4 protein-coding genes are annotated in these 3,443 nt (G+C 69.3%); all 4 read left to right on the top strand.

Going from position 1 to position 3,443, the window contains the following annotated elements; all coding sequences use genetic code 11:
* Positions 1 to 803 (top strand): CvpA family protein (locus ABDW35_RS34260; protein ID WP_343718322.1); only part of this gene is annotated, 803 nt, incomplete at its 5' end.
* 107 nt (positions 804 to 910) lie between these two features.
* Complete coding sequence (purF, locus tag ABDW35_RS34255; protein ID WP_343718321.1) at positions 911 to 2,377, top strand: amidophosphoribosyltransferase; 1,467 nt, start codon at positions 911 to 913, stop codon at positions 2,375 to 2,377.
* Positions 2,378 to 2,381: 4 nt separating this feature from the next.
* Positions 2,382 to 3,101 carry an SDR family NAD(P)-dependent oxidoreductase gene (locus tag ABDW35_RS34250; RefSeq protein WP_343718320.1) on the top strand — a complete coding sequence of 240 codons (720 nt, stop codon included), beginning with the start codon at positions 2,382 to 2,384 and terminating at the stop codon, positions 3,099 to 3,101.
* 69 nt (positions 3,102 to 3,170) lie between these two features.
* Positions 3,171 to 3,443, top strand: a 273-nt coding sequence (locus ABDW35_RS34245; RefSeq protein WP_343718319.1) for a hypothetical protein, incomplete at its 3' end; no start/stop codon positions are given.

Below are 3,443 nucleotides of genomic sequence, written 5' to 3'. Positions count from 1 at the left end.
GTCTCCTCGAACCTCCTGCGGCGCCTCGGGAGGCCGCCGCAGGAGTTTCGAGGAGACCGATCCTGGATAGCCTTCCCATCGCCGCCGGCGACATCGCGATCCTGATCATCCTCGCCATCTCGGCCTTCCTGGCTCTGGCGCGGGGCTTCGTGGCCGAGGTGCTGTCGATCGCCGGCTGGGGCGGCGCCGCGCTGGTGACGCTGTGGACCTTCAACGACGCCAAGACCTATCTGCGCCAGTACATCCAGATGCAACTACTGGCCGACATCCTGACCGGGGTCGGCATCTTCGTCGTGGCGCTGGTGATCTTTTCCACCATCAGCCATCTGATCGCCCGGGTGGTGAAGGGCTCGGCCCTCAGCGCCGTCGACCGCTCGCTCGGCTTCGTCTTCGGCATCGTCCGCGGCGCCGTGCTGGTCTGCCTGGCCTATCTGTTGCTGACCTGGGTGTTTCCCGAGACTCGCCGGCCGCCCTGGCTGGAGAATGCCCGGATGCTGCCCTGGGTGCAGGCCGGTGCCGAATATCTGAAGAGCCTGGTGCCGCAGGAGGCGCTGGTCGGCGCCATCGACAAGGCCAAGGAGGCCGCGCCGGCCCTGACGCCGCAGACCGTCACCGACCCGATCGGCAGCCTGCTGAACCAGAATCAGGCGCAGCCCCAGGGCCAGCCGGCAACGCCCGCACCCGCCCCAGCCCAGCCGCAGCCTGTCCAGCCCCAACAAACCCAGCCCCAGCACACCCAACCTGCGGGCCCGGCCCCTGCCTCGCCTGGCATCAAGCCGACACACCCGACGCCGACGCATTAGGCCCCCCCGTCGAACGCGGGTGCAACCGGTGGCGGTTGACATTATATAGGCCCCAGACGTTCCGAATGGCGCCGATGGCGCCCAGGATCAGGAGCCTTCGCGGCCACATGCTGACGACAGACCCCTTCGACCTCACCGGCGACACGCTCCGTGAGGAGTGCGGTATCTTTGGCATCATGGGGCATCCCGAGGCCGCCGCGATGACCGCGCTGGGGCTGCACGCGCTGCAGCACCGGGGGCAGGAGGCCTGCGGCATCGTCTCCCATGACGGTGAGCAGTTCCATGTCCACCGGGCCAACGGCCTGGTCGGCGATGCGTTCTCGTCCCAGTCCGTGGTCGGCCAGCTCAAGGGCAACGCCGCCATCGGCCATGACCGCTACGCCACCACCGGTGGCGCCGGGCTGCGCAACGTCCAGCCGCTGTTCGCGGATTTCGAGTTCGGCGGCTTCGCCATCTCGCATAACGGCAACCTGACCAATGCCGGCCGGTTGCGGCACCAGCTGGTCAGCCGCGGCTGCCTGTTCCAGTCGACTTCGGACACCGAGGTGTTCCTGCACCTGATGGCGACGGCCCGCGGCGGCAACGTGATCGACCGGCTGGTCGAGGCGATGCGCCAGGTCGAGGGCGCCTATTCGCTGATTGCCCTGTCGCCGGATCATGTCATCGGCATCCGCGACCCGATGGGCTTCCGCCCGCTGGTGCTGGGCAAGCTGGAGACCGCGTCCGGCACCAGCCATGTGCTGGCGTCGGAGACCTGCGCCCTGGACATCATCGATGCCGAGTTCGTGCGCGACGTCGAGCCGGGCGAGATGGTGGTGCTGACCGCCGACGGCATGACCAGCATCAAGCCGTTCCAGCCGGCCGAGCGGCGCTTCTGCATCTTCGAGTACATCTACTTCGCCCGGCCCGACAGCGTGGTCGAGGGCTCCTCGGTCTACGAGGCGCGGCGGCGGATTGGCGCGGAGCTGGCGATCGAATCGCCGGTGGAGGCCGACGTCATCATCCCGGTGCCGGATTCGGGCGTGCCGTCCGCGATCGGCTTTGCCGGGCAGAGCGGCGTGCCCTTCGAGCTGGGCATCATCCGCAACCACTATGTCGGCCGCACCTTCATCGAGCCGACCGACCAGATCCGCCATCTCGGCGTGCGCCTGAAGCACAACGCCAACCGGGCGATGATCGAGGGCCGGCGGGTGGTGCTGGTCGACGATTCGATCGTGCGCGGCACCACCAGCCAGAAGATCGTGAAGATGGTGCGCGCCGCGGGCGCCAAGGAAGTCCATATGCGGATCTCCAGCCCGCCGACGACCAACCCCTGCTTCTACGGTGTCGACACGCCGGAGAAGTCGAAGCTGCTGGCCAGCAACTACTCGGTGCAGCAGATGGCGGAGCTGATCGGCGTCGACAGCCTGGCCTTCATCTCGATCGACGGGCTCTACCGCGCCATGGGCGCGCCGAAGCGGGCCGGCAATGCCCGGCAGTTCTGCGATGCCTGCTTCACCGGCGACTATCCGACGCCGCTGACCGATCACTCGGCAGCGCCGCGCCGCAGCTCCGCCCTCTCCGAGCGCGTCTGATCTCATGACCGAAGCCAAGAGGCCCCTGGAGGGGCGCATCGCGCTCGTCACCGGTGCCTCGCGCGGCCTCGGCGCTGCGGTCGCGGTGCGGCTGGCCGCCGCCGGCGCCCATGTGGTCTGCGCCGCACGCACCGTCGGCGGGCTGGAGCAGACCGACGACGCCATCAAGGCCGTCGGCGGCACCGCCACGCTGGTGCCGATGGACCTGTTCAAGTTCGAGCAGATCGACCTGCTCGGCGGGTCGCTGGCCCAGCGCTTCGGCAAGCTCGACCTGCTGGTCGCCAACGCCGCGATGCTCGGCCATCTCGGACCGGTCGCCTACAGCGACCAGAAGGTCTGGGGCCAGGTGATGGACCTCAACCTCAACGCCAATTACCGGCTGATCCGCTCGGTCGATGCGCTGCTGCGAGCCGCCGCGGCGCCGCGCGCGGTGTTCGTCACCGACCGCATCGCCCGCAGCGGCATCGCCTATTGGAGCGCCTATGCCGTGGCCAAGGCCGGGCTGGACACCCTGGCCGGGCTCTACGCCGCCGAGACGGCGAAGACGCCGCTGCGCGTCGCGCTGTTCCACCCCGGCCCGATGGCCACCCGCCTGCGCGAGCAGGGCTTCCCGGGGGAGGCCGCCAATGCCCAGCCGGCCCCGGACGCCGCCGCCGAGCGCCTGACGGCCCGGCTGCTGTCGGAGGACGGGCTGGCCGCCGGCAAGGTCGCCGACTGGGACTAGGGTCCCCATAATCTCTTCACATTTGCCCTGAAGAGTGCCCGCGGTTCCTTTGGGGGAGAGAACGGCGAGATGACACGAGCGGCGACGATCGCGCTGGCGTTTGGCTTGGCTTTGGCGGCCGGCCCGGCGGCGGCGCAGGCTCTGTCCCCGGCGGAGGTCCTGCAGATGGCCAAGGATGCCTGCCGGGCGCAGGACTTCTCCCAGATGTTCGGCTACTTCGCGCAGAATGACAGCGTGCGGGCCGCGCTCACCGCCCCCGAGGTGCAGATCCGCAGCTTCGCCCGGCCGGGGCAGGTCCAGCGCACGGTCAGGGGCGCGGAGTATCGCGACTTCAAGATCGCG

This window comes from Inquilinus sp., assembly GCF_039594555.1.
GTDB lineage: Bacteria > Pseudomonadota > Alphaproteobacteria > DSM-16000 > Inquilinaceae > Inquilinus.
Note: the sequence above shows the minus strand (reverse complement) of the source record. Positions and strands in the feature narration are given on the sequence as shown.

Bases quoted from the DNA above. Each gene is read 5' to 3' on its own strand.
- purF (WP_343718321.1), top strand. From the start codon at position 911: ATGCTGACGACAGACCCCTTCGACCTCACCGGCGACACGCTCCGTGAG.
- ABDW35_RS34250 (WP_343718320.1), top strand. From the start codon at position 2,382: ATGACCGAAGCCAAGAGGCCCCTGGAGGGGCGCATCGCGCTCGTCACC.